The 24,340-nt window shown below is 65.7% G+C and carries 21 protein-coding genes; 11 read left to right on the forward strand and 10 right to left on the reverse strand.

Annotated features, from left to right (window positions below):
• Window positions 1–142: 142 nt before the first annotated feature.
• On the reverse strand, window positions 143–5,605 hold the full coding sequence (locus tag ACFYOW_RS02385; protein WP_387283748.1) for a carboxyl transferase domain-containing protein: 5,463 nt from the start codon (window positions 5,603–5,605) through the stop codon (window positions 143–145).
• A 339-nt stretch (window positions 5,606–5,944) separates the two neighbouring features.
• Between ACFYOW_RS02385 and ACFYOW_RS02390 the strand changes: the two genes are divergently transcribed.
• The gene (locus ACFYOW_RS02390) at window positions 5,945–6,316 is read left to right on the forward strand and encodes a hypothetical protein (RefSeq protein ID WP_387283749.1); all 372 of its coding nucleotides are present in this window, start codon (window positions 5,945–5,947) and stop codon (window positions 6,314–6,316) included.
• A 5-nt stretch (window positions 6,317–6,321) separates the two neighbouring features.
• Here the strand turns inward: ACFYOW_RS02390 and ACFYOW_RS02395 are convergent, their stop codons facing one another.
• The 4 genes from ACFYOW_RS02395 to ACFYOW_RS02410 form a co-directional block, all read right to left on the reverse strand.
• Window positions 6,322–6,471 carry a hypothetical protein gene (locus ACFYOW_RS02395; RefSeq protein WP_387283751.1) on the reverse strand — a complete coding sequence of 50 codons (150 nt, stop codon included), beginning with the start codon at window positions 6,469–6,471 and terminating at the stop codon, window positions 6,322–6,324.
• A gap of 337 nt (window positions 6,472–6,808) precedes the next feature.
• Window positions 6,809–7,435 (reverse strand): hypothetical protein, encoded by a 627-nt coding sequence (locus ACFYOW_RS02400; protein ID WP_387283753.1) that lies wholly within the window; start codon window positions 7,433–7,435, stop codon window positions 6,809–6,811.
• 103 nt (window positions 7,436–7,538) lie between these two features.
• Window positions 7,539–8,360, reverse strand: coding sequence for an LLM class F420-dependent oxidoreductase (locus tag ACFYOW_RS02405; RefSeq protein ID WP_387283754.1), 822 nt, complete (start codon window positions 8,358–8,360; stop codon window positions 7,539–7,541).
• Between the two features lie 134 nt (window positions 8,361–8,494).
• Window positions 8,495–9,772: a lipase family protein gene (locus ACFYOW_RS02410; RefSeq protein ID WP_387283756.1), complete on the reverse strand. Its 1,278-nt coding sequence runs from the start codon at window positions 9,770–9,772 to the stop codon at window positions 8,495–8,497.
• A gap of 490 nt (window positions 9,773–10,262) precedes the next feature.
• On the opposite strand from ACFYOW_RS02410, the gene ACFYOW_RS02415 reads away from it, so the two are divergent.
• Window positions 10,263–10,586, forward strand: a complete 324-nt coding sequence (locus tag ACFYOW_RS02415) for an LLM class flavin-dependent oxidoreductase (protein ID WP_387283758.1) — start codon at window positions 10,263–10,265, stop codon at window positions 10,584–10,586.
• A gap of 75 nt (window positions 10,587–10,661) precedes the next feature.
• Here ACFYOW_RS02415 and ACFYOW_RS02420 read toward each other — a convergent pair whose 3' ends face one another.
• Complete coding sequence (locus ACFYOW_RS02420; RefSeq protein ID WP_387283760.1) at window positions 10,662–11,141, reverse strand: hypothetical protein; 480 nt, start codon at window positions 11,139–11,141, stop codon at window positions 10,662–10,664.
• A 21-nt stretch (window positions 11,142–11,162) separates the two neighbouring features.
• On the opposite strand from ACFYOW_RS02420, the gene ACFYOW_RS02425 reads away from it, so the two are divergent.
• The 9 genes from ACFYOW_RS02425 (at window position 11,163) to ACFYOW_RS02465 (ending at window position 18,607) form a co-directional block, all read left to right on the forward strand.
• The gene (locus ACFYOW_RS02425; RefSeq protein ID WP_387283761.1) at window positions 11,163–11,699 is read left to right on the forward strand and encodes a VOC family protein; all 537 of its coding nucleotides are present in this window, start codon (window positions 11,163–11,165) and stop codon (window positions 11,697–11,699) included.
• 342 nt (window positions 11,700–12,041) lie between these two features.
• Window positions 12,042–13,613, forward strand: coding sequence for an LVIVD repeat-containing protein (locus ACFYOW_RS02430; RefSeq protein WP_387283762.1), 1,572 nt, complete (start codon window positions 12,042–12,044; stop codon window positions 13,611–13,613).
• The gene (locus ACFYOW_RS02435) at window positions 13,610–14,257 is read left to right on the forward strand and encodes a DUF305 domain-containing protein (protein WP_387283764.1); all 648 of its coding nucleotides are present in this window, start codon (window positions 13,610–13,612) and stop codon (window positions 14,255–14,257) included. Before ACFYOW_RS02430 ends, ACFYOW_RS02435 begins: the two co-directional genes overlap by 4 nt.
• A gap of 152 nt (window positions 14,258–14,409) precedes the next feature.
• Window positions 14,410–15,153, forward strand: a complete 744-nt coding sequence (locus ACFYOW_RS02440; protein WP_387283766.1) for a hypothetical protein — start codon at window positions 14,410–14,412, stop codon at window positions 15,151–15,153.
• On the forward strand, window positions 15,150–15,899 hold the full coding sequence (locus ACFYOW_RS02445) for a hypothetical protein (RefSeq protein ID WP_387283768.1): 750 nt from the start codon (window positions 15,150–15,152) through the stop codon (window positions 15,897–15,899). Before ACFYOW_RS02440 ends, ACFYOW_RS02445 begins: the two co-directional genes overlap by 4 nt.
• Window positions 15,900–16,020: 121 nt before the next feature.
• Complete coding sequence (locus tag ACFYOW_RS02450; protein ID WP_387285979.1) at window positions 16,021–16,539, forward strand: cytochrome c oxidase subunit 3; 519 nt, start codon at window positions 16,021–16,023, stop codon at window positions 16,537–16,539.
• A gap of 4 nt (window positions 16,540–16,543) precedes the next feature.
• Window positions 16,544–16,831 (forward strand): cytochrome C oxidase subunit IV family protein, encoded by a 288-nt coding sequence (locus tag ACFYOW_RS02455; RefSeq protein WP_387283769.1) that lies wholly within the window; start codon window positions 16,544–16,546, stop codon window positions 16,829–16,831.
• Window positions 16,832–16,950: 119 nt separating this feature from the next.
• On the forward strand, window positions 16,951–17,274 hold the full coding sequence (locus ACFYOW_RS02460; protein WP_387283771.1) for a hypothetical protein: 324 nt from the start codon (window positions 16,951–16,953) through the stop codon (window positions 17,272–17,274).
• A 670-nt stretch (window positions 17,275–17,944) separates the two neighbouring features.
• On the forward strand, window positions 17,945–18,607 hold the full coding sequence (locus ACFYOW_RS02465) for a S1 family peptidase (RefSeq protein WP_387283773.1): 663 nt from the start codon (window positions 17,945–17,947) through the stop codon (window positions 18,605–18,607).
• 21 nt (window positions 18,608–18,628) lie between these two features.
• Here ACFYOW_RS02465 and ACFYOW_RS02470 read toward each other — a convergent pair whose 3' ends face one another.
• The 4 genes from ACFYOW_RS02470 to ACFYOW_RS02485 form a co-directional block, all read right to left on the reverse strand.
• Complete coding sequence (locus tag ACFYOW_RS02470; protein ID WP_387283775.1) at window positions 18,629–19,321, reverse strand: FHA domain-containing protein; 693 nt, start codon at window positions 19,319–19,321, stop codon at window positions 18,629–18,631.
• Between the two features lie 258 nt (window positions 19,322–19,579).
• Complete coding sequence (locus tag ACFYOW_RS02475) at window positions 19,580–21,211, reverse strand: tetratricopeptide repeat protein (RefSeq protein WP_387283777.1); 1,632 nt, start codon at window positions 21,209–21,211, stop codon at window positions 19,580–19,582.
• Window positions 21,208–23,028, reverse strand: a complete 1,821-nt coding sequence (locus tag ACFYOW_RS02480; protein ID WP_387283779.1) for a hypothetical protein — start codon at window positions 23,026–23,028, stop codon at window positions 21,208–21,210. Before ACFYOW_RS02480 ends, ACFYOW_RS02475 begins: the two co-directional genes overlap by 4 nt.
• Window positions 23,025–24,317: an ABC transporter substrate-binding protein gene (locus ACFYOW_RS02485; protein ID WP_387283781.1), complete on the reverse strand. Its 1,293-nt coding sequence runs from the start codon at window positions 24,315–24,317 to the stop codon at window positions 23,025–23,027. Before ACFYOW_RS02485 ends, ACFYOW_RS02480 begins: the two co-directional genes overlap by 4 nt.
• Window positions 24,318–24,340 lie beyond the last annotated feature (23 nt).

A 24,340-nucleotide genomic window follows, 5' to 3' on the forward strand; every position in this document is an offset into this window, starting at 1 on the left:
CCGGTTTTTGTGTGGCTTGGTGTTACCTTTGTCAGACAAATGAAACATTTCCAGCCGCATGGGGCCACTGGCACAAAAACGGCGGCCCGACTCGGGAGCGATATCGCTCCCGAGTCGGCCGACTGTTTCAGCACTCAGATGGTCAGCCGGGCAGACCAGCCTCGATGGCTTCGATGATGCGGGGGCGCAGTTCGGCGGCGCGGATGATGGCGTCGACCGAACCGACCTCGACAGCGCGCTGAATGTTGTGCACGCGGTCGAATTCCGCCGCGACCTCGCCGAGTTTCTCCGTGCGAACCGACGACCGGACCTCGTCGCGTTCCGCCGTCAGAGCCGCACGGTCGGCACCGAGCGCATTCGCGGCACGTGCCTCGAGATCCCGCACGCGCTGATCGGCCGCGGTACGGGCATCGACCTCACCGGAGAACACCACCGCGGCCGCCGGAGCGCCGCCGAGCACCGAGGCGAACGAGCCTTCCAGCGCGAGCACGGTCATACTCGGGTTGAGCAACTTCGAGAACACCACGAACGCGCCGCCGTGATAGCGCGAGATCACGCAGAACACGATGGGGCCCTGGAAGTTCACGATCGCACGGCCGATCTCGGCGCCGTACTCGAGCTGCAACTTCCGCATCGATTCCGGCGAGCCGTCGAAGCCCGACAAGTTCGCCAGCACCACCAGCGGCCGATTGCCGCTGGCCCCGTTGATCGCCCGTGCGGCCTTCTTCGAGGACTGTGGGAACAACGTGCCCGCCGTGTAGGTGTCCGGTCCGTCGGTGGAGGGGTAGCCGCGGCGCGGCACTCCCCTGGATTCGATGCCGAGCAGGCACACCGGAATACCGCCGAGCCGCGCGTCCTGCACCACGGCCGTCTCGGCGTCGGCCATCCCCGCCCAGCGTTCCAGCACCGGGTGGTCCTGATCGGCCACCGCCCGCATCACGGTCCGGATGTCGAACGGCTTCTTGCGGTCCGGGTTCGCCGTGGCGGAGAAGATCTCGCCGACCGTGGTGAAGTCGCTGCCCGCCACTACATGCGGGAAGTCGGAGACGTCGCGATCGATGGGGTCGCTGGTCTGCGACCGCCGCGGCGACTGCTCGCCGGGCGCCACATAGGTGTGGTCGTAGTGCGACATCAGCACGTCCCGCGCGGCGTGCAGGTTCGGCGCCCAGTACTGCGCCTGCCCGTTCGGGCCCATCACCCGGTCGTAGCCGCCGATACCGAAGTTGTCCTCGGCCGACACACCGCCGGAGAAGTCCAGCGCCTGCTTGCCGGTGAGCACCATCGCCGAGTCCGGCGTCATCACCAGGATGCCCTTGGTGTGCATGAGCATGGTGGCTTCGGCGTTCCAGTACGGCTGCGCGCCGACGTTGATGCCCGAGACCACGATGTTGATCTCGCCGCCGTCCTGGGTGAATTCGACGATCCGCTTGAGCGCCGCCGCCACCCAGTCCATGTTCTCGGTGCCCGACTGCATCGAGATCCGGGCGCCGGAGGACAGCGCGTACCACTCCAGCGGCACCTGCATCTGTTCGGCCAGGTCCATCGCGGCGATCACGCGCCGGCACTCCGGTTCTGAGAGCGCGCCGAGCGATTTCGTCGGATCACCGAGCAGCACCACCCTGGTGATGCCGTCCGGGTACTGCTCGGTCGGCGTGGTGACCACACCCGCGACGATCGCGGCTTTGTTGCGTCCCTTGGGCCGGTCGACCGGGACGAGCGTGTGATCGGCGTCGAGGTCGTACTCGGCGAACTCACCGAGCAGACCGGTCAGTTCGTACGGGTACACGGTGTTGCGGCTACTGGCCCGCAGCACCTTCTGCCGGTACTCGTCGATCGGCTCGACCACCTCGTCGGACCGCTCACCGATGGTCACCTCGGTGCCGCCGGTGGCGTCGAACGAGATGCGCACGGCGACCTTGATCAACTCACCGGTCTTCCGGTCCTGGTGCCGCGCGATGAGCAGGATCTCCTCCAGCCCGGCACCCGCGGTCGTCGGCGCCACCCGATCGACGATCATCTCCAACTCGGCGCGGGTCATCTCGACCGGTGGCCAGATGTACATCACGATGCGGTTGGTGTGGAACCGCTTGGCCGACGGCCGCTGCGACTGCGCCCGGCGGATCGAGTCGAGGCAGGTGGCGATGGTGCTCTCGGCCGTCGGCAGCGCCAGCAGCCGGCCGTCGTGCTCGCGCAGCGCAGCCAGGTCACGCACCTGCGCGAATGCGACGAGACGCTCGTCGGACGCATTGTCCTTCGCGATGCACCGGAACAGGTAGATCTCCTCGTCCGAGGACGGGAGCCGGGTGAGGTCGAACTTGCGCAGCCGCTTCATCTGCATCCGCTCCGCGATGTACGGATGCAGGCCGCGGATCAACCGCTCCTCGGCCATGCCGGTGGCGGACGGGCGGAAGGTGAAGTGATGGTGCATCACCGCACCGCCGCTGCCCGCGACGGTGGCGGTGATCCGGTGGATCTGGTTCGGCAACGGCCGAGTACCGAGCACTTCCTGCAGTGCTGCCGCCATCGCGTCGAAGTCCTCCGGCTGCTTTTCCCAGCTCAGGTAGATGTCGACTTCGATGGACGCGGCCACGGTCGCCAGTTCGGTGAGACCACGCAGCACGGTGTCGAGCGCGTCGAAACTCACCGCCGCCGATACCAGGCTCAGGCCCCGGCGCTCGGCGACCACGAAGGTGCACCCGCCTGCCTCGCGGGTGTGCACACCGGCCAAACCCTTGTTGCCGTAGTACCGACGGGTCAGCACCTCGAGCATGGCGGTGTTGTCGGCACTGCCGCGCACCAACCGCTGACCGAGCAGCCGCACCAGCGGCTCGGTGCTGCGCACCATCTCGGAAATGCGCTCGGCGCGGTCGGGCGTTTCCGGGTACGCGTCGAGGTGGCTCAGCTGTTTACGAACATTGGTGTAGACGCGGGCGCGGTTGCGCCGCAACAGCGGCTGGCCGAACCAGGAGTACACCAGACCGCGCGTGAGGTCGGCGATCACAGGGAAGCGCACCTGCGTCGCGGCCACCAGCCGCTCCAGCGCGAGACCGACCGGCTCGCGCAGCGCCCGGTCGGGCACCGGCTCGCCCAGCCACTCGCGCAGCAAGGTGGTGATGACCGTGACGGTGTCGGACGGCCGTTGCTGGGCGAGGAAGATCCGGAAGACAGCGGCTTCGAGTTCTGGGGAACGATCCAGTTCGGTGACGCCGTAATGCCCGAGCGCCTTGGCCAGCTTGGCTTGGTACGACTCCGGCAGCCCGGCCCGCTCGACATCGAGGCTCTGCAGGTAGGTGTGGAAATACTCGCGGGCGCTGTGGACGTGGCCCTGGACGCCGTCCTCGTCCCACGACCGGTTGTGGCTCAGTTCGGACAGGTCGGAGAACATCTGCACGAGTTCGATCTCGTCGGCGAGGGGCCTGCGGTTGTCCGCGATGGCCGCCCGGCGCACGGCGAGGTAGTGGTCGAGCACGCGGCGCTCGTTGTGCGGGTCGACGTCGAAGCCGAGCAGCAAGCTGCGCAGGTCCTGCAGGCTGCGGGCGATGCCCTCGTGCGGTCGGTCCGGTGCGGGCTCGTCGGGCAGGTCCAGTTCGACCGACGCGACTTCTTCGGCGTCCGCGGCCTCGTCGTCCTCGACGAGCGGCTCCAGCCGCAGCAGCGGCGCGCCGGTCTCGACCTGGGTGCCGACGGTAACAGCGCATTCCTTCAACCGAGCCCGGAACGGCGCGCGCAATACCGTTTCCATCTTCATGCTCTCGAGTACCAGCACCGGCGCACCCGCCTCGACCTCGCCGCCGACCTGCAGCGGCGTGGCAACGACCAGCGCGGGAGCAGGCGAGCGGACGACGCCACCCTCGTCACGGCTGATCCGATGGGTCACACCGTCGACGTCGACCAGATGGATCGGCCCGTGCGTGCCGGTGATCACGCGGTAGCGGACGCCGTTGACCACGATCTGCCCGGTGTGGCGGTCGAAACGCTCGAGATCAATATCGGCGGCGCGCATCTCGCCACCCGCTTCGATGCCGACGCGGAACCGGTGCGCACCGATCCGTGCCACGCGCACCCGGTATCCGACGCCGCGCAGCTTGAGGTCGTGCGGGCGACCGCTCTGATGTTGCACCTGGGGACGGCCGCCGGCGGCCGTGGACAGCAGCCGGTGCCGCTCGACCCGCTCGTCCTCTTCATAGGCATCGATGGCGGCGACGGCCACCGCGACCGCGGAGTGTTGATGCGATACCAGGCGTCCCTCGGCGCGCACACGATCGATCCAGCCGGTGTCGGCGCTGGCGTCGATCACCTCGGGCTGGTTCAGCAGATCGAGCACGAAGCTCTTGTTCGTCGCGCCGCCCTCGATGACGACCCGGGTCTGCGCCATTGCCCGGCGCAGCCGGCCCAGCGCTTGCTCGCGGTCTCGTCCGTAGGCGATGATCTTGGCAATCATCGAGTCGAAGTCGGCGGGAATCGTGTCGCCCTCGCTGACACCGGTGTCGACTCGAATGCCCGGCCCGGCGGGCAGATCCAGCCGGGCGATGCGGCCCGGAGCGGGCGCGAAGTCGCGGTCCGGATCCTCCGCGTTGAGCCGGGCCTCGATCGCGTGCCCGCGCTCGGCCGGAGGTTCGCCCTCGAGCTTGCCGCCCGATGCCACCAGCAGCTGCGCCCGAACCAGGTCGAAACCGGTGGTGTACTCGGTGATCGGATGTTCGACCTGCAGTCGGGTATTGACCTCGAGGAATGCGAACAGCTCGTCACCCGGGTGGTAAAGGAACTCGACGGTCGCAGCGCCGCGATACTCGACCGCGATCGCCAACCGCTCGGCCGACGCCTTGAGTTCGGCCGCCTGCTCGGGGCGCAGCACCGGAGACGCCGACTCCTCGATGACCTTCTGATTGCGCCGCTGTACCGAGCAGTCGCGGACGCCGAGCGCCCACGCGGTGCCCTGGCCGTCGGCGATCACCTGGACCTCGACGTGCCGGGCGCCGGTCACCAACCGTTCCAGGAAGACCACGCCGCTGCCGAACGCGCGCGCGGCTTCCTGACGGGTGCGCTCGTAGGCATCGACGAGCTCGGCCTCGTTCGTGATGACCCGGATACCCCGGCCGCCACCACCGGCGGTCGCCTTCAGCATCAGCGGGTAGCCGATCTCGGCTGCGGCCGCGATGGCGGCGTCGACGGTCTCGACAGCACCGCGGCTCCACGGCGCGACCGGCACGCCGACTTCCTCCGCGATCAGCTTCGCACCGATCTTGTCACCGAGCTTGCGCATGGCCTCCGGACTGGGGCCGATGAAGGTGACGCCGATCTGCTCGCACAGCTCGGCGAATGCCGGATCCTCGGCGACGAAACCCCAACCGACCCATGCGGCGTCGGCCTTGGTCGTCACCAGAGCGCGCTCGAGCGCCTTCAGATCCAGATACGGGCGCGCGGACGCCGGACCGAGGTCATAGGCGATGTCGGCCTCGCGCACGAATGTCGCGTTCCGGTCGACATCGGTGTGCAAAGCGACGGTTTCGATCGGTCGCCCTGTCTCCGCGGCCAGATCTCGGACGGCATGGATGAGGCGCATAGCGGCCTCTCCCCGGTTCACGATGGCGATGCGGCTGAACACGCGCCAACTCCTTCCACTCCACAGCACTGGCCCGGTCGGGCGACGGTTTGCGACTGCCGGTCCGGCGTAGTTTGCACTCCTACTGCGCCCAAGTACACAGCGTCAGCTGGTTACCCGCGCGTATCGTGGGAAATTCCTCATTTATGTCTATGACACTAGTGGCGGAATTCCTCGGTCGGCAGGATTCCAGTACCGTACCCGTGATCGAGTCGTAGCCGAGTCGCGTATCGATCAAGGCAATCAATCGAGAGGCAGCGTCGATTCGCGTCCAACCATCGTCAGATGCGTTGACCTGCAACCTTTCTCTCGGGTTCGAGCGCAGTGTGGGAGGTGATCTGTGTGGCCGACATTCTCGATGTACTGCATGCGCGCTGCGCCGAGGTCGCGGGCGAGGCGATCCTCTCCGGCGAGGAACACCCGACCCTCACCCTGACCACACGTGAGGTGGCCGACCTGCTCAACCATATGGCCGACCTGCGCCGTCGCTGCCACGACATCGACCTCGCCTACCGCGATCTCGACCATCGCTACACCGCGCTCCGCCGAGCGACCGGCGATGCCACGGCGTCATTGGATCGGATCCGTGCCACGCTGGCGCAGCGGACCGCGCACCCGGAAGCGCTTACGCGCCAGGCCTGCACGATCGCCCGTTTCGCTGCCGAGAACCTCGAGGCCGCGAGTATGGACCCCGAGACGACGTCCGGCCCTTGATGCGGTTATCGGGCGCGCGGTAGCACCGATCCGAGTCCGGCGACAGTGAACGACCGCGTGGTGACCGTGACGTCGGTGTCGGTGAACCGACGTCCGCCCAGCTGCTCGGTGATGAAATGCCGGATCGGTTCGGGTTGGTCCGCAAGGCCGTTCATTATTTCGGACGGCACCTACCGCCGAATCGTTCAACCGCCGCTGGTCCTTCGCCGTCCGCGACGGACTGCGCCAGCTGCCGCAGCAGCGGGGGATCAGCGATCAGCCGCGGCACCTCGACGGCACCGTGGTGGTGCGCAGATACACCTGCGCGGGCAGTGCGATGCCGGCGGGCGGTAGCCCCTTCCAGGCCCGCGCTGGACTGGTCGTTTCCGATCTCGGGAGTTCCCAACCGTGCCGAGCAAGGCGCATGGCGCGTGTTCGGCAGTCGCGGAATACGTGGTGAGCGTGGTGAATCGAGCGTCGGCGCGGTGGGGAACGCGAATCGAACGAGAGTTTTCACAACCATCCCAGCGAACCGAAGACGATGAGAGCCACCGCGTCTACTCCGAGAATCGCGCCGACGACAACGGCCTTGGCGCGCACCGTGGGCAGATCGTGCACCCAGAAGCAGGCCGCGAAGAACGGCACGTAGCCGATCAGCCAGATCAGCGGCGGGAAGCCCGCCTGCCACCAGGACCAGTCCCAGGTCAGCACGCCGATCTTGTTGAGCACGATCTCGACGCCAACGGCCAGTGCCGCGTTCACCGCCACCAGCACCGGCCGGTTGGGTAGCCCGAATACGCGTATCTCGCGCGGCGGCAACAGCTTTGCGGCCGCGACGCCCATGATCGCGAACATGAAGCAGATCTCGATATTGAGTCCGATCAGGATCTGATAGGCGGTCGGCCCCGTCGCGCCCCACACCGGCGCGCGATCGGTGACGTGGAAGAGCACGGCGTTCCAGATCTCGTTGAACCAGTCCGTCCCCCACAGCGCCAGCCCACCGAACAGCACATTCCAGTTCCGGCGCTCCACCTCGGTGGCATACACGTAGAGCACGATCAACAGTAGCGGGATCACATGCCACTTGAACTGGCTCGAATCACGAACCAACTCCAGCGCCGCACGGGCGTTATCGGTCACTGGCCAGCCTCTCTTCCGATGACCGCAAACCCCGAGAGTGTGTTACATCGCTACACTCATTGTCAATCTGTCATGGTGCGAGTGTCGGGATCGAGCTAGGCCCTCAGCCGAGGTACCGATGGGCGACTCGGGTGATTTCATCGAGGGCGCGCAGTGTTTCCGGTTCCGGGCGGGTCGGCACGCTGAACACCAAGCGCTGCACCCCGGCCTCGGCGTAGCCGTCGATCAAGGCTGGATCGACGGCGGCGAACGCGACGGTGACAGGCAGGTCGTATCCGTCGAGTCGGGCCAGTTGGGCCGGTATCGCGGCGGGATCGGCCACCGCGGTGGGAAGCCAGCCGAGGCCGTGGCGGATCGCGCGTTCGGCCGCCGCTTCCGCGCCACCGATGAAGATCGGCGGGTGCGGGGTTTGCACGGGTTTCGGCCAGGCGTACATCGCATCGAAATCGATGAAACGGCCATGATATTCGGCGACTTCCTCGGTCCAGATCGCCCGGATGGCGTCGAGTTGCTCATCGAGCAGCGCGCCGCGGGTACGCGGATCGGTCCCGTGATCGGCCATCTCCTCGCGATTCCAGCCCGCGCCGACGCCGAATACGAAGCGTCCCTGCGAGATTCGGTCGAGCGTGGCGACCTCCTTCGCGGTATGGATGACATCGCGCTGGATCAGCAGGGTGACCCCGGTGCCGAGGATCAACCGATCGGTGACCGCTGCGATGGCGCCGAGGGTGGCGAACGGATCCAGCGCGCGGTAATACTCCCGAGGCAATTCGCCTCCACCCGGGGCCGGGGACTTCCGGCTCGCGGGGATATGCGAATGTTCCGGCAGGAACAACGATTCGAATCCTCGCTCCTCCAACGCCACACCGAGTTTCGGACCGCTGATTCCCTCGTCGGTAACGAAGGTGGTGATGCCTATCTTCATGACCCGAATACTCGAACCTTCACACAAGTGTGAAGGTCAAGCCGAGGACGTTGTGAGGTGGAGTACCTCCGCGTGCGGGACCGGCGGCTCGAACTTTCGACCGCCGAACCCCAGGGCGGGCAACGCCGATACCTTCAGTCGATGGTGCATCCCGTCACGGGGGTTCCGTTCAACCGGTCGACGAGGTAGCCGATCGCGTTGTTGGTTCCATAGCCGTCGATCAGCTCCGGACCGAAGTGGTTCGGGATGGTGGCCCCGGGGAGGATGGACGGCAGCTCGTTGGTGTGGAAGGTGACGGTCGCGCCGTGGCCGCACCAGTCGGTCGCCAGTTGCCTGGCCTGGCCGTGGGGGACGGTGTCGTCATTGCGGCCGCTGGTGATGAACACCGGACTGGTCGGCTTCAGTGAGCCGATGCGCAGCCGGTCCAGAATGCCGCCGAGTTCCGGGATCTCGCGCAGATGATCCGACATCGCGCGGTGGTCGACGGTCAGGTCGGCGGATCGCATGAACGGGTGCAGGAAGATGACATCGGCGATGCACTCGTCGGCCAGCTCACGCAGCAGCGCCTTGCCCTCGGGCGTGGTGCGCGCGTCGAGTTGCGGCTGCAGTTCCGGATGTCGGGCGAGGATCCCGTTGACGGCGAATCCGGTCACGCCGCTGATGAGCACTCCGTCGACCTGCCGCAATATCTCGGAGAGGTCCACGGTCGGCGCACCGGCCCAGGTGCCCTTCAGATTCAATTCGGGGGCGTAGCCGGACTGCATCTCGGCGGCCGCGGCGGTCGCCCCGCCGCCCTGCGAATAGCCCCAGAACGCGAGTGGGGTGTCGGTTCCGCTGCCGGACAGCGCATTCGCCGCGCGGGCCCCGTCGAGGACGGCGTGCGCCTCCTCGATGCGGTTGACGTAGGTATGGATGCCAGGTGTGCCCATGCCGATGTAGTCGGTGACGAAAACGCGCGCGCCCAAGGAATTCCACGCCAGCGCCGCGAGCGCCTCCTGATTGACCGACAGCGCCGGCGGCGTGACGCGGGCGTAGACCCCCGTGGAGAAGGCCAGCGACATCGCGCACTGATCGCCTTGTCCCGTGGTGCCGGGGGCGATGATGATGGTCGGCCGCGGACCGGATCCGCGCCAGGGCTGGTCGGAGTCGATGAAGATGCCGGTGGCCGCGACCGGGGCGTCGTCCTCGGTCCGCGTTGTGTACATGACCTGTTTCGCCGGTATCGGCCACTTGCCGTTGTCCGTCGGCTGCGCCAGGTACACCGAGGTATCGACCGTCTTGATAACGGCTCCGCGTGTCGCGTCGAATTGTGCAGGGGGAACGTAGAAATCGTTCACAGGGTCGGCCGAGGCTTGCCCCGGCCCGACGCAGGCGACCACAGCGGCCAGGCTCAGCGTGCTCACGGCGGTCATCACATGCCGAAACCGGTTCGGCCGCCGCCGATTCGCCGCGGACCAATGCCGTTGTCCTGACATCATTCTTCTTTCTCTGCGGAGCTCTTACGCGCATGAACCATGCGTACATATGTGGTGAAAGGAGTTGTGCTCCACACGAAACGGACGCGGCAGGTCGCGTCGATGATGTAGACGCCTCGACCTGAATCGCGGTCCGGGCGATCGCCGCACGAGTTGCGTGCGTCGTCGATTTCCGAGTAACCCGGTTATTGGTGGTAACCAAGTTATCACAGCTTCGTCATCGACTCCCCGACAGTCGGTCGCGGTCTTTCCACTGAGCGGAAGTCGACCGGGGATGGGCCATCCATCCGTTGGTATGAAGGTTGCGGGCCAGCCGGTCTATGCAGCTTTCGCCCCGAGGGGCGCACAGCAGTGCCGCCTATAGATCACAGACGATCGAAGGGATGAACTGATGCCGAAATAGTCGCAGGTTTCGAAATGCCGCCGCATGAGTGAGATCGAACTGTCGTGCGCATTGCCGCCCGGTCCGGAATTCGCGGATCTGGCGGCACTGGCGGAATCCCTCGGCTATGCCCGGGTATGGATCTACGGTTCCGCGCCGCTGTGGGAGGACCCGTTCGTTCATCCGGCGCTGGCAGCGCAGCGGACCAGCCGGATCGGTCTCGGCACCGCCGTACTGATTCCGACCGAGCGTTCGGAAATGGCGAGTGCGATCGCGATCGCGACCATCACACGCCTGTCCAGCGGCCGATTCCGCGCGTGTTTCGGTACCGGACTCACCGCAAGACTGGCATGGGCCAGCGCCCGATGACCTTGCGCGCCTTGGCGGAATACGTCACGGCCGTCCGCACCCTGCTCGCGGGCGAGACACCGCTGTCATCGACGGTCAACCGGCCCGAATGCTGCATACCACCGGACTGGCCGCACCACGCCCGATCGATACGCCGTTGTGGCTGAGCGCTTTCGGCCCGCGCGGCGCCGAGCCGGCAACCTCGGTGGCCGACGGTGTCATCGGACCGGTCCATCCCACCTTGCCCACCGCCATCACCGTCTCCGGCACGGTGCTCGAGACCGGCGAAGACCGCGGATCGAATCGAGTGCGCGAGGCGATCGGGCCTGCCGGGTCGTCGACTGGCATGTCGCCTATGCCGCCGTTGGTGCGGCATTCGAGGGTCACTTCACCCACCTTTCCGACCGCGATCGCCTGTTGCTCGAGCACATCGATGTCGCCACGATGGTCGGCGAGCGCTCGGAAATCGCTGCGGCAGTGGCTAACCTGGCCGCGGCGGGATACCGCGAAGTCGTGTACATGCCGACCGGTCCCGATGTAGTCCGCGAACTGCGGACGTTCGCATCGGTCGAGCACTGAGGAAACGGAGCAACTTTCGTGCCAGTCCAGCGCCTGAACCACGCCGTCCTGTTCGTCTCCGATGTGGAGCGCTCGGCCACGTTCTACCGCGAAGTCCTCGGCTTCCGACAGATCGGCGCAATTCCGGGTGGGGTCTTCCTGCAGGCGGCCGGTTCGGCCAACGACCATGACCTGGGTTTGTTCCGATCCGCCGAACCGGCCGCGACGCATCGCACCGGACGAGTCGGGCTGTACCACCTGGCCTGGGAGGTGGACACGCTGCGCGAGTTGGGGCGGGTCAAGGATGCACTGCGGACGGCGGATGCCCTGACCGGAGCATCGAATCATGCGGTCACCAAGTCGCTGTACGGAGCCGACCCCGATGGCATCGAATTCGAGGTGTGCTGGTTGGTGCCGGATGCCGCGATCGAACAGGAGTTGCGAGGTATGACCGCACCGACCATGCCGCTCGATCTCGCGGCGGAGATCACCCGATACGGTGCGGATACACCCGGCGGCCAGCGTACGGATCATGCGGTCTGGCAGCGCTTCCTCGCAGGTGAGACCGCCGACTAGCCAGCGCTTCGAACGCATGCAGCGCATCGGCATAGAACGTTTCAGCGTCTTCGGCCTGCCACGGATCGAATTCGTCGACCCGGCAGCGGATCTGGGCGTCCACAACATATGACCCGTCGCGAAATCCGGGGATATGGGCAGCACGGTCTTGACTCCGGTGGGTGCCTCGCGCACACTACCGAGTAGTAACCGGACAGCACAGTCCGGATTGTGAGATCGCACAGCCGCCACCATGGCAGTCGCATCTCGATGGATTTCCGCAGCCGCCGATCCACGGACCACCAGCCCGCGGCCGACCGGAACGACCGACACGAAAGGCCACCCTCTTCCCCGAGGGCCACCATGACATCATCGTTGCTCCCCCTGGCTCGGCGTTCCCTGGTGACGGTCGCGGCCACGGCACTGCTGTTGCCGACCGGGACCGTTGCCGCCCAACCGCAGTCGGACATAACCGGCAGTGTTCGAGAAATCTCCGGGCTCACCGATATCGCTGTCGCCCGCGCCGAGTGCGGCCCCGGCTCCGACCCGGAATCCGGACACCAGGGCGACGTACCCGCCGCCGATCGGAACAACGGCCGCAGCACCCTCGGCTACCGCTGCAATATGTCGCAGGTCGGCAATTACGCAGGGCGCGGCGGAGGCATCTCCTCGGTCAGCTTCGACCACTGCGTCTACGTCGGCACCTTCTTCCCGGGCAACCTGCTGGGGGCCGAACAAGGTGTGCAGGTGCTCGACGTCTCCGATCCCGCCGCGCCGGTGCTGGCCGAAACGTTGAACGAACCGGCAATGCTGGCCGGCACCTGGGAAAGCTTGAAGGTCAACGAAAATCGCAAGCTGCTGGTCGGTGCGGGTGCGCCGGTCCTGACCGGCGCGGGTCTGCTTTCGGTCTACGACATCTCCGATTGCGCGCACCCCCGGCTGCTCAACCCGGGCACCGGGACCAGTTTGAACATGCCACTGCCGATCACCGCACACGAGGGCGGCTTTTCCCCCGACGGCAAAACCTACTGGAGCTCGGGCGTCGCCCCGGGCCTGGTCAGCGCGGTCGATCTCACCGATCCGGCCGATCCGCGCGTCATCTGGCAGAACCTGCCCGGATTATCCATGCACGGCTTCGGATTCGGCCCCGACGGCAACACCATGTATCTCGCCAATAACTTCGGCGGACTCATGGTCCTCGACATCAGCGCTGTCCAGCGCCGCGATCCGAATCCGCAAGTGCGCCAACTGGCCAACATCGCCTGGACCGACGGTTGGGCCACCCAGCACAATATCCCGGTCACATATCGAGGCACGCCCTACGTCTTCGCCACCAATGAGGCCGGATCCGGCGGCGTAAAGCTGTTCGACGTCTCCGACGCAACGAATCCACGCCTGCGCAACACCATCAAGCTCGAGATCGATCTGCCCCAGAACGAGGACATCGCAATGGCTTCCGCCGCGGGCGGCTCGCTGTTCGCCTACGACGCCCACTACTGCGCCGCGGATCGGCCTGCCGATCCCACCGCACTGGCCTGCAGTTGGACCTCCTCCGGCATCCGCGTATTCGACGTCCGCGACCCGCTCGACATCCGCGAGATCGCCTACTACAACCCGCCCGCGCGCACCGGACACAACACCGAGCTGACGAACTCTCCGCACGCACTCGCTTCGATCATCGGCCCACCACTGCTCGCGTCCCCGACGGTGGTCCAGACCATATTGCAGGGCCAGTTCGATATGTCCGAGGCCGCCGGTCCGCGCACCGGCATGCTCGCCTTCGGCGATATCTCCTCGGACTGGTGCTTCTCGGCGCCCGAATGGCGTGGCAACCAATTGTGGACGACCTGTGCCGATAATGGATTCCTTGCGCTGCAACTGGATTCCAGCGTCTACACCCCGCCTGCCGACCAGCATTCGACCATGGGCTCATGACCCGGCGGACCTGGATCAAGAGTGCCGCGCTGGTCAGCCTGGCCGTGCTGTTGCTGGCGGTCGGTGCGGCCATCCGACCGCTGCTGATAGCCGATGACAAGCCCGCACCGCCCGTCCTCAGCAGCACCGAGATCGGCTTCGTACAGGATATGGTCGCGCATCACAGCCAGGCACTGGTCATGACACAGCGACTCGACACCGGAGTCGATCCGACGGTACGGGCGTTGGCACAACAGATTTCGGATGCCCAGCGCACCGAGATCGGAATGTTGCTGGGCTGGCTGCGGATGGCGCGCGTGGTCACGATCAATCCGCACCCGATGGCCTGGATGCATGCCGACGAACCGAACCTCACCCAGCATCAGCACGCGACCAGCACCGGCGCTGCGACCGGCGACCTCATGCCCGGCATGGCGACCCAGGCCGAACTCGACGCACTGGCGGCGGCGCGCGGTGCCGACGCGGGAGCACTGTTCCTGCAACTCATGCAGCGCCACCATGCCGGTGGCATCCGGATGGCCCAGGCGGCCGATCGCCAATTGTCCAGCGGCATCGTCAAACAGGCGGCACGCGACATGATCGACACCCAGAGCAGAGAGGTCGGTCTGCTGATGCTGTTGACGCAGCGCAGCACCCCGAGCTGACCCAGCACGGTCAGCGTCAATCATATTACCGAATTTGGAGAATTAAGTTATCCAATCGGCTAGCCTTAGGCACGATCGGCCGGGAGATTCGGGCCGGACCCCCGCGTCGCTCGGATCGACCAGGTTGCAAGACATTTCGAATCAAGGGCGTTATGCAGACGATCGCTGGACCGGAACGAGCCCCCGCCCCGACCGCAGTGACAGCACAGCGGATCGGTCTATGGCTCCTGCCGGGTTTCGGGGCCGTGCTGCTGATCGCGTTCTTGGCATTTCCCGGGTTCTTCCCGCCCATGTCACCGGAATTGACCGCCGACCAGGTGGCCGATTTCTACCGGCAGCACACCGCGACGATCCGGTTCAGCATGATCACCTACAACCTCTGCGGGATCATGCTGATCCCGTTCTTCACGGTGATCGTCGTCCAGATGAAGCGCATGGCAACGCCGAGTCAGGTACTCGCCTACAGCTACCTGGCCGCGGTGGTCACCGGCGCGACACTGTTCGCGATCGCCGATATCTTCTGGCTCGTCGCGGCATTCCGCGCCGAACGCGACCCGCAGCTCGTCCAACTGTTGAACGACCTGGCCTGGCTGACATTCACCGCACCGGTCGGCATGCTCGTCGCCGAGGGAGTCTGTCTGGCGCTGGCCATCTACCTCGACCGCCAGCCTCGGCCGATCTTCCCGCGCTGGGTGGCACATTTCAGCCTGGTCGTCGCCCTCGCGATGACGCCGTCGGCGTGCTCGGTCATTTTCCGTAGCGGCCCGCTGGCCTGGAACGGTGTGGTGTCGTTCTGGCTGCGGATCGTCGCCTTCAGCCTCTACCTCGCCGTGATGTTCTTCGTCGTCCGCGCTGCCGTCGCGCGCCAAGCCGACGAACAAGGGCGGGCGCGATGACCACCGCAAGTACGGCTTCGACCGCTGTCGCCCTGAGCAGTACCGGAAACCGCAAGACCGACCTGTGGATCTGCTGGTGGTCGATACCTATCTTCTACAACGTATTCGGGCTGATCTTCGTCGCGCTGACCCGGGTGATGCCACCACCGCGACCCGATATCACCACCGCGCAGATCGTCGAATTCTTCCAGGACCACTCGCTGACCATACGGATCGGTTTCGCGCTGCTGATGGCGGTCATCGGTTTCACCGGACTGGCCAACGGCCTGATCGCCTACCAGATGAAGCGGATGTCGGTCAGCCCGGTATTCGCCTACGCCTATATCGCCGCGCTGGCCGTCGGCGCGATCCCGGGGTGCTTATTCGCCGCATTCGCCTTCCTCGCGGCCACCTTCCGCCCCGACCGCGACCCGCAGCTCGTCGCCATGCTGTACGACCTCGGCCTGCTGTCGTTCGTCGGCTCATTGGGCTGCTTCGCCACCCAATGCATGGTGCTGGCCCTGGCGATCTTCCTCGACCACAACGGCATTTTCCCCAAATGGCTTGCCTACATATCGATTTGGATGATCGTCACCGAAATCCTCGCCGCCCCGGTATGGGTTTTCCAATCGGGCACCCTGGCGTGGAACGGCGCCATCAGTTTCTGGCTGGGCACTGCGATATTCGTCGGGTGGGAGATATCCATGATCGCCCTGCTCTACCGGGCGATCAAGAATCAGCCTGCCGATGAACAGGTACAGGACTGACCCGGCGCGATATCGAACAGGACCACACGCGATGACGGATACCGACCAAACGACCGACGACGGGTCCGACGTCGGCAACCTCGACCGACGGCTCAGCACACACCTGCCCGGCGACATCGACATGTGGATCTTCGTGCTCGGCGACCTGATCATCTTCGGGATCTATTTCCTCATCTTCCTGGTCGACCGCGACCGGCACCGCGACCTCTTTCTGGAATCCCAGCAGCACCTCAGCCTCAACATCGGATTCGTGAACACGCTGGTGCTGATCACGAGCTCCTGGCTCATCGCACGAGCCGTAATCGCCGCGCGCGCAGCCGATCTCGACCGATCACGGCGGCTGGTCATCTCCGGCGGCGGCTGCGGGGTGCTGTTCATCCTGATCAAGGCATACGAATGGACCGTGGAAGTCGGACGGGGAATGACGTTCCCGCACAACGACTTTTTCATGTACTACTACATGCTCACCGGCATCCACGTATTCCACGTCGGGCTCGGGCTCGTATTCCTGGCCGTCGTCTACGCCCAGCTCCGCAACCCGCACCGCCGGATATCGCTGGTCGAGGCCGGAGCCGTCTATTGGCACATGGTGGACCTGCTCTGGCTCATCATCTTCGCCCTCGTATACGTGATGAGGTGACGCGATGAACCCGACAGCCGCCGCACGGATCACCTACGTCTGGGCGACCCTGTGCGTCATCACCCTGCTCTCATGGTTGCTGGGTCACACCGACCACGCCGCCCGGCCGAGCGCCGACACGACGATCACCGTCGCCGTGTTGACCATGGCAGTCATCAAGGGGCGACTCGTCATCCAGTACTTCATGGAAGTACGCACCAGCCCACGGTGGCTGCGCCTTTTCACCGACATCTGGCTGCTCGCCTTCTGGGTCACGGCGCTGGCCATATACCTGGCATTGGCGGTGAACTGATCCGCGAGCGGGTGTTCGGCCCGGGATCGCCATCGTCTGATTTCCGCCAATGCGACGTCTTGGCCCACGCCCGCGACCGCGAACGGTTCGATTCCCAAGCGTTCGGCCGGTCCGGTCCCGTGACCGCCGATCACCCGTTGCAGATCGGTGAGTTCTTGTTCGGACAACACCGTCTCGGTCGAGCGGAGCCGACTCAGGAGTCGCAGTTCTTCGAAGCCCTGCACATTCGCGAGCAGTGTCGCGACTTCGCGGCCGAGCAGTGCGGCCTCGGCCGCCGGATCGGCGGCGAATATCTGCCGCAGCATCAGCAGCCCGGTATGTGCCTTCAATTCGTCCGCCCGCTGGCCGAACTGGATGTCGATGACGCGCTCGAGTTCACCGATGCCGCTACGTGCGATCAATTCGTCGACCAGAGCCGCCGAATCGCTGGTTCCGGACCGTAATCTAGTCAGCGCCATGCCGATTCCGAATAACCCCAGACGCCTGACGAGGTGCTGTCGTGCCGCGGAATCAATCGGCAGATAGTCGGCACGCTGGAATCGGTCGGCCGAGAGCATGGCCAATTCCAGATCGGCCGGTGCGACCGTGGCAAGCTGGCGAAGGGCCACGAACTCGCTCTGTCGAAGAATTTTCACGGTAAACGCGAGCAAACCCGCAACCGGCACGGCCGCCTGACACAGGCCCGTCGTTTCCAGTCAGCGAGGTGTGAGTGTTTCCAACCCGTGGGATGATGATCTTCCGCGCACTCTACGAGAAGAGTTGGTGGTGTTCATCTGCGGGAAGCCTTCGACAGATGAGGGCGTCCCTGAAGCTCAGTTGAAGGAAACCATCATGATCAGCACCAAAATTCGCGCAGCCGTAGCAGCGGCAGCGCTCGCACCGATGCTTGCTCTCGGGTCAGGCGTTGCTACCGCTGCTCCCGCCCCGGCCGCTCCCCCTGCGCCTGTCCAAGTGGCACCCGCCTCCGAACAACTCCCCCCGCAGGTCGAGCCTGCCATTTTGTGGTGGAACCCATTCCTGTGGTGGGTCTGCTTCGTACCGCCGATCTTCCCCTTCGGTACGGGCATCTGCCTCGCGTGACCGGATAGTTGCAGCTCAGCGATTGGATTGGCCATGTTCAGGAAGCTCGCGAGGGCTGCGGCTGTGCTTGCAGCATGCGCAGCGTCGGCCGGGGTGCAAGTAGGCACTGCGCATGCCACAGACCCGTCGGTACTCGGCGGCGGTTCCGGCATTATCGTCAACGACCAGGGCGTCTGCACGCTCACCACGATCGGGCACGATACCGCGGGTCGGCTGGTCGGGCTCACTGCAGGTCATTGCGGTGATGCGGGTACCACGGTCGTTGCCGACGCCAACCGTGACGCCGGCGTCGTGGGCACCTTCGCCTATGCGAACAACGATATGGATTACGCCGTCATCGTGTTCGATCCGGACAAGGTCGTACCCGTGAACCGCGTGGGTAATACGACGATTACCGGATTGGGCGGTCCGGCGCAGTTCCCGGATATCGCGTGCAAGGAAGGCTATACCACGGGCCAGACCTGTGGACTGGCCTACGGTGATGTGTACCAGACCAACACCTGGACCTGGACGCAGATATGCGTCCTGCCCGGTGACTCCGGCGGCCCGGTCGTGGTCGGCACAACGCTCGTCGGCATGGTGAACGGATACCTGAGGGTGCCGTGCCTGGGACCACAGCTCGGCGCGAATATCGCCGCCATCATGGACGACGTCGATGCGCGCGGTGGGATCGGAGCGGGTTTCCGCCCGATCTAGCGGCATCACCGCACATTCCAGCTATCGCCCGTGGTGATTGACGATCACGCCGCTGTCGAGTGCGCGCTCGACCAGAAACATGCGTTTTTTGTTCTGTGGGAAGGATTCGACGTCGAATATTTTGAACAGCGCCCGCATGTGGGTCTTCACCGTGGCGACGCTCAGGCAGAGATCGTGTGCAATCTGCCAGTTCGATGCGGGGTAGGTGAACCCGGTCTCAGCGTCGTACGGGCGACATAGTGCCTCGAGAATCAGATACTGAGCGTCGGTCAACGCGGTACGTGCCGGCACACCGGCCTGGGCAATCGTTCGTTCATCCTCGGATGGGTGGCCGTCTGTGAAGATGAATACCGATTTCCCGAGCCGGATCGTATCGCCGGACTCGAGTTTGCGATGTCCGCCGACGCGCTCGCCGTTGACGAAGGTCCCGTTTGTCGACAGCCCATTATCGATGACGACCCAGCAGTCGCTCACTCGCTTGATTATGGCGTGCAGACGCGAGACGGTCGCGTCGGCGGCCACGGTTATGTCGGCTGCCTCCGACCGTCCGATCGTCATCTCGTGCGTGTCGTGATCGAGTGGAATCTCGCGCCAATTTCCGTAGCCGATCCGCTGCGACAGAGTCCCACCACCGGCTGACTTTTGCCGCGCATACCCGCCTGCGTCTGGATAGGGTCCGTGACGCAGCGCCTGTTGTCCGTATGACGTGGACATGATGCGTCTTTCCCGATCCGAGGTACGTCATGAACTGCGGGCACCGATTTATAAGATCAGAATGCGCCATCCAAGCCGCCCAATGTAAGAATTCAACTAACTTGGTATGCGGGTTGGGGGTCTGATGGTTCCCGAGGTCTCACTTTCGCAAATATTCCGGACTATGCGTCCGGCATCCAGATGTCGGGTTGATCGTTCGGTCGCAACTCTTGCCCGGAGCGACACCGACTACCGAGTTCCACGTCTCGGTGAACCCGGCTATTGCGGATCCGGGGCGGCCAGCGGCCAGCGATCCACGGTGTGCAGCGTCGAACCTGCCTGGCGCGCATAGTGTTCGGCGTGCAGAGCGGCGGGGTGCAGTCGGCGGGCGGCGGCCAGCCATCCGCCGGCCTGCCGGAGAACTTCGGCGCGGGTGAGCGCAGGGTCGTTACCCAGCAGCAGACCACCGTGTTCAGGGGCGAGGACAACGGCCGATCCGAGGTGCTGCAGGCAGCGGCCGGTACCGAGATCATCTTCGAGCTCGCGGTAGGCGGTGAGAGCGCGTTGCCAATGCCGAAGCGCCCGGCGGGGTTCACCGCGGGTCCACCAGAGCACGCCGAGTGTCTCGCGCGTCTGGGCCCGGCCATCAGGGTCGCGGCCGTCGCGGGTCAAGGATTCGGCCAATTCCAGGCGGTCCTGGGCGGCGTCCAGCCGACCCTGATGTAAGTGGACGACGGCCAGGTTGATCAGCGTGCACACCACTGCGGCCAGATCCGTACGCGGGAGCAACCACCAGGCCGCTTCGAGTTGTTCGGCCGACTCGGACAGCACGGCCGGACTCGGCGGCGCGGTTTCGAGACGATGCAGCGCGGTGTAGTGCGACCAGCGCGCGGACAGACTGGTGGACAGGGTGCGTGGCCGATATTTCGGCGGTCGTCGACGTAACCTGCCGGCCCGGAGCGCGGCCAGTTCACTACGCAGCGGGAAATCGTCGGTATCGGTGAATTCGCACAGCGCCTGCGCTACGCCGTAGGCATTCTCGGGTAGGCCCTTCCGGGCATACCAGACGTCGAGGGCGTCCGCGATTCTGGCGAGTTCGTGTACCGCCGCGTTCGGAGGCCGCGTTCCCGGATTCGGGAAGAGCGTGCGCAGATACTCTCCTTCCGCTTCGAACCAGCGTCGCGCCCCCTTGGCGAAACGAACCGTTTCCAAGGCGATCGCCCAGCGGCTGGCCCGGTCCGCGTAGTGGTGCAACAGTGCGGACAGCGCCGCCCGCCAGTGTGGTCCGCACACGACCTCCGCGGTGAGTGGCAGCTGCGGGGCCTTACGCAGGCAATATCGGTCGGCGCCGAGATAATCTACGACTCCGCGTACCTCGAGGTCGGCCAGCAATAGGGTCGCGGTGCGCCCGTCGGGTGTGGAATCCGGGGGCAACCGGGTCGGTGCCGCGAGGATGGCAGACAGCACCGCGAGCAGAGCGGCTGTCTCGAATTCCTGAACCGGCAGTTCGCGCAAAGCGGCGAGGATGGCATCGTGATCGAGTTCGGAAAGCTGCTGCGGCGGATCAGGACAGTTTCTGGCGTCGACGAAGCGTACCGGCTCGCCCGGTTCGACGAGTTCGGCGATCAGGGCGAGTTCCCTTTCGGTGCGCACTCTTTCGCGAAAGCTGTCTATGCGTCGGTAAGCCACATACGCGCCGGCGCCGAGCACGGCGACGATGGCAAGTCCGCGCAGCAACCCGCCGATCACCTTGACGACATCGCTGTCGCCGAGCGAGTTGACCACGATATTGCGACCGAGTTCGAGTACCAGCGCCCACGCGACGACCTCCGCGGTGCCGAGCACGCCCTCCCAGATCGACGAGCGCGGCGTGCTCTGCTGCGGCGCCTCATGCCCGCGTGGCGTCGTCACGACAGCGTCCCGCCGGTCAGTCCCGGTACCAGCCAGCGCCGCCACGTGGCAAGCAACAGCAGCACGGGCAGCACGGCCGACAACAGCGACCCGGCCGCCAATTCCGCGACGTTCTCGTTGAATTGCCGTGCCTCGCCCCACAGCAGCAGCGACCAGGGGCTGGCACCCGCGCCGTTCATCATCAGACCGATGAAGAAGTCGTTCCACACCTGGATGAATTCCAGTACCGCGACCGCCACCACGGCTGGGCCCGCCGATGCCAGCAGCCGCCGCGTCACGGTTCCCGGACTGGCCAGCCCGTGCAGCGCCGCATCGGCCGGCGTGTCCGGTGGGGCCAGCATCGCACCGCGCAGAATCAGGATCGCGATCGGCAATCCCGCGGCGGCGTGCACGAAGATCAACGGAATCCTGGTGCCGGACAGGTTGAACGTGTCGATGAACGTATCGAGGGAACCGAGGTAGCTCTGCGCGGGCAGCACCGACAGGACGACCAGGAAGACCACCGCGATCCGCGAGACCACACCCTCCTGACGCCCCGCGGCCAATCGATGCGCCACCGGAAGTGCGGCCGCCACTACCACGATCGTCGCCAACCCGGCCACCAGCAACGTCGTCTGCCATGCCGCACGGAAGGATTCATCGCGCCACATGCCGGTCAGCGCGGAAAGCCCGAATCCCTTGGGGCCGTTCAGACAAACGGCGATGAGCACCAGGATCGGCACCAACGCGAACAGCGACACCGCGGAGATCCCGATCGCGCGCACCGGACCGATGCGGCGACTGACATCCACCGGCGGTGAAACCGCCGCGTAGGTCTGCCCGCCGCGCTGACCGCGCACGCTGGTCCGCGGCAGCCAGGCCACGAGACCGACCAGCACCGCCAACGGCAACGCGTACGCCGCGGCGACACCCGCGCCGAGATCACCATCGGTGGCCAGTCGCCACCACTGCACGGTCGCACTGTCGAGCTGATATTGCATCGAACCGGGTACCCCGATCAGCACCACATCGAAGACCCTGGCCGCGGCCACCGCGACGACCAATCCCAGGATGAGCAGGATCGGACGCACCAACTCCAGCAGGCGCAGCAGTGGAAAACGCTTTCCCTGCCCGTGCAGATAGCCCGACCGCACCGGATCCGCCTCGATGGCACGGATATCGGCGCGCAACAAACCGGTCAGGAAGCCTAGCCAGGTCCACAGAAACGCCGAACCGAGCATCAGCGCGAACCAGATCCGGTACCCGCCAACGCTTTCGATGCCGAACCGGGCGGCGAGTTGCTGGAAGATTATCCGGAAGGCGACACCCGAGACGAATGCCGAAATACCGAACGGCACGATCAACGGCGCCCACAACCTGCGCGAATCGCGTGAGAGCCAGGCGATGCCGACGGCGACGAGCAGCAGGACCAGACCGAAGACGACCCACAGCATGGTCAGCAGGTACGCCCATCGTCCGTCGCCGGCCAGGGCGTCGGCGAGCGACCAGAGCCCCAGCGCGATGAGCACGGCGCAAACCGCCAGCACCGACCGGCGTGCCCGACTCGGCGATCCACGCCTGCGAATCAGGGTGAAAGCAACGGCACCACAGGCAACAAGCATGCAGGAGAACACGATTCGCGGACGCGCGGGCACCGCGATCGCCACCGTCCACACCGCGGGCGCCACCAGCAATGCCGCGATCAACCCGACCGCCAGCAGACCCGCCCAACCGAGCCAGCGATGCGGCCGACCACCCGGTATGAGTGGGCCGCGCATCCGGCGAGTCGCGAGCTCGATGCGCAATCCGTTGGCACGGAAGTCGGCGACGCCCGTCATCGGCGGCTCCGCTCGAATCCGTCCAGTGCGGCGATCGCGCGATCGATCGCGGCATCCGGCCGCTCGGCGGTACCGTCACCGATCGCGACGAGAAAGTCGGTCAGTATGCGCCACAACCCGTTACGGCCGCCGACCGCTCCCAGCTGATCGGACAGATCGAACGCGCTCCACGGGCTCTGCGAACGCGCGATCGGTTCCAGCAACGCCGAATAGCGCACGGTGGTACGGGTATTCGGGGCGATGAAGCCGCCCTCGCCCTGAATCCACGGCAGCGGCGCCTCCGGCGCGGCCAGCGCCGCCACCACCTCATCTGCGCGCGAGCCGGCGTATCTGGTCACCACCATGACATCCCCGCCCACAATCCGTGGCCGTTCACCACCGAGGTCGGTGACCGGGAAGGGTGCGATACCGACCACCTCCTCCGGCCGTCGACCCGATGCTCGAAGGCACTCACGGACAACGGGTTCGGCGAAATCCGGTGCGATCACCATGGCGGCGCGGCGGTGCTCGAACACCTCTCGAATCGCGTCCGGGAACTGACGGGTCAACGCCACCGCGACGCCGCCCGCGATGGCATGCCGTCGGCCCCACAGCCGGGCGAGATTTCCGAACGCCGCGCGCACGGCAGGCCGGTCCCAGACGCGCTCCTGCGTGGTGGTCGTCAAATCGTCGTAGGTGCGCGCAGATTCGGCGCGCAGCACATTCTCGAAGACATCGGTCAGTACCCAGCCGTCCGCCGCGGCGAGGGCCAGCAACCGGATCGGCGTGCCCGCCAGCACCTCGATCCGGTCGACCCAATCCGCGATCGTCCAATCGGCGGGGTCACCGAGGTGGTACTTGTCGACGGTCTGCCGGTCGTACCAGACCAGTGACTTGTCGGCGGCCTTGAACGGCACCCCGTACGGTTTTCCGTTGTGGTACAACAGCTGTCGCCACAATTCGGGATACCGTGCCCCTTGGTCGTCGGTCCACAGCGCGTCGGGGACCGGCCGAAGCTTACCGTCGTCGACGAGTGCGCGAACCTGGCCGGCCTGTGGCAGCAGCACGATATCCGGCGCCGACTTCCCGCCCGCGCTGAACGCGGTACCGACCTCGTCGCCCATCGGAATCACATCCACCGATCGCGCGAAGGGCATCGGCTCCAACACTTTCCGGAAAGCAGCCAGCTCCGCCCCACTCCACGACACCCCGATTCGGATCGACCCCGAATCGCCCCACAACAGCTGCGGCGCACACGCGGCCAGCGGCAGCACCCAACCCGCTTGCAGCAAAGCTCTTCTCGTCCCCATGCTCCCCCAACAGAGCGGTGATG

It is taken from the genome of Nocardia sp. NPDC006982 (assembly GCF_042869435.1).
Classification (GTDB): domain Bacteria; phylum Actinomycetota; class Actinomycetes; order Mycobacteriales; family Mycobacteriaceae; genus Nocardia.